The organism is Enterococcus sp. 3H8_DIV0648 (genome assembly GCF_002140655.1).
In the GTDB taxonomy this organism is placed as follows: Bacteria; Bacillota; Bacilli; order Lactobacillales; family Enterococcaceae; genus Enterococcus_A; species Enterococcus_A hulanensis.
The window spans coordinates 2,143,345-2,145,875 of the sequence record NZ_NGLG01000001.1 but is presented as its reverse complement, the minus strand read 5'-3'; the positions used below and the strand labels follow the sequence as shown (position 1 = coordinate 2,145,875).

Below are 2,531 nucleotides of genomic sequence, written 5' to 3'. Positions count from 1 at the left end.
TATCATGTAGTCAAGTTAAGAAAATAAAATTTTAAGGAGCGATTTACATGAGTAAGGTGTTAGATGGCAAAGTAGCAGTAGTAACCGGTGGCGCATCAGGAATCGGAGAAGCAATTGCTAAAAAGTTTTCTGAGAACGGTTGCAGATGCTTGTTAGTGGATATTGATACAGAACGTTTGGCGAAGGTAGCGAAGGAAGTTGAGGCACTTGGCAGCGAAACGTTAGCGGTTGTAGCAGATGTGGTGGACGAACAAGCGGTAATTGATTTCTTCAAGAAAGCCTATGATAAATGGGGCAGCATTGATTTAGTCGCAAATAGTGCTGGCCGCGATTCATTAGCACCGCCGATTGCACAAGTAACAATGGAAGAATGGAATAAAACGATTGGACCTAATATGACCGGTGTATTCCTTTGCTGCCGTGAAGCCTTCCGTTATATGGAAAAACAAGAATCTGGCGGACGTATCATGAATATCGGATCGTCTTCTGCTCGAATGGCATCTTGTCCGGGACACAGTCCTTATCGTGCTTCGAAGCATGGTATGATGGGCTTGAGTAAGAATATTTTATTAGAAGGTGTTGGCAAAAATATCGGCGTGACCGTGATCAATCCATCTCACGTGAAAACACCAATGACTGAAGTGATCGATACTGGAATCTACGATGGAGATCTAGAAGCGTATACAGATGGCTGGTTAGATGAAAAAGAATTAAAAGAAGGTATCCACGCAAGCTGTATTGATGTTGAAAATGTCTCTGAAATTGCTTTGTATGTAGCGACTCGCACACCAGATGTGACTGTACCGTCAATCGCATTTTACCCAACGCATAAAGCTCACCGTTATGGTATGGAAGTGTAAAAAGTGACGGACGTGTTGATTAAAAACACTTTAATAGGAATTAGGAGGAGAAGTGAATGCAAAAATATATGATGGCTTTTGATGCTGGAACAACAGGCTGTCGGACGATTATTTTTGATAAGTCAGGGAAAGAAATTTCTTCGGCTTATCAAGAATTCTCACAAATCTATCCGCAGCCAGGCTGGGTCGAACATGATCCGCAAGAAATTTGGAATGCTCAATACGGTACGGCGTTGCGAGCGTTGAATCAAGCGAATATTGTCCCAGAACAGATCGAAGGAATCGGCATTACGAATCAGCGTGAAACCTGTGTTGTTTGGGATAAAATGACCGGCAAACCAATTATGAATGCCCTTGTCTGGCAGGATCGCCGGACCGCTGATATCTGTGAAGAGCTAAAGGCTCAAGGACACGAAGAATATATCAAAGAAAACACTGGCTTAATCGTTGATGCTTATTTTTCAGGAACGAAGATCGCCTGGATTTTGGATAATGTCGAAGGTGCCCGTGAGCGTGCAGAAAAAGGCGAGCTGCTTTGCGGAACGATTGACTCTTGGCTGATTTGGAATCTTAGTGAGGGTGCAGTTCATGTCATCGATTATTCGAATGCTTCGCGGACACAACTATTCAATATCAAAGAGATCAAGTGGGATGATCATCTATTAGAGATTATCAATGTACCAAAACAAATTCTGCCTCAAGCAATGCCGTCCAGCAGTGTTTATGGCGTGACAGGGAAAAATATTTTCAACGGTGCTGAAATCAAAATTGCTGCATCTGTTGGGGATCAGCAGGGCGCACTGTTCGGACAAGCCTGCTTTGATGCCGGGATGGTAAAAGCAACTTACGGTACTGGCGGCTCGTTGATCATGAATACTGGTGAAAAAAGTATAAAATCAAAAAATGGTTTATTGACGACGATTGCTTGGGGCTTAGACGGCCAAGTAGAATATGCCCTTGAAGGCTTATTGTATGTTGTTGGAGCTTCCGTGCAATGGCTGCGTGATGAAATGCATCTTGTTTATGATTCCTGTGATACGGAATATTTGGCAGGAAAAGTTGAAGATACTCATGGGGCGTATTTCATTCCAGCGTTTACTGGATTATCCGCACCTTATTGGGATCAAAATGCACGAGGCGCGATTATTGGTTTGACCCGCGGCGTGAATCGCAACCACATTATTCGGGCAACCTTAGAATCAATGGCTTATCAAATCAAAGATGTCGTGAACTGTATGGAAAGTGATTCTGGCATTAAGAATGTCGCGCTGAAAGTAGATGGCGGTGCTTGTAAAAATAATTTCGTCATGCAATTCCAAGCCGATCTATTAGATATTCCAGTAATGCGACCAAAAGTGGTTGAGACAACGGCGCGCGGCGCGGCCTTTTTGGCTGGCTTAGCAGTCGGTTTCTGGAAAAATAAAGAAGAATTACTTGATACCTTTGAACTAGATGCAGAATTCCTGCCGCAAATGACCGAAGAAACCCGTGAAAAATTATACGACGGTTGGAAAAAAGCAGTCAGTTGCGTGTTAACTAAATAAAATCTAAAAAAAAAATGAATACCTTAAAACGAATTAGGATGCCAGTTCCGCTTTTAGCAGTGTTTAGAATTCCAGAAAGTTTAGCGGAATAATGTACGAAATGAGAAACAGACTCATTTTTGTAAAA

Annotated in this window: 2 protein-coding genes; both read left to right on the top strand. The window is 42.5% G+C overall.

The window, feature by feature from the left end; genetic code table 11:
* The first annotated feature begins 47 nt into the window (after window positions 1-47).
* A complete protein-coding gene (locus A5875_RS09940) occupies window positions 48-860 on the top strand; it encodes an SDR family oxidoreductase (RefSeq protein ID WP_088933453.1) in 813 nt (270 codons plus the stop codon).
* A 56-nt stretch (window positions 861-916) separates the two neighbouring features.
* Window positions 917-2,404 carry a glycerol kinase GlpK gene (gene glpK / locus A5875_RS09935; RefSeq protein WP_088933452.1) on the top strand — a complete coding sequence of 496 codons (1,488 nt, stop codon included), beginning with the start codon at window positions 917-919 and terminating at the stop codon, window positions 2,402-2,404.
* Window positions 2,405-2,531: the final 127 nt, after the last annotated feature.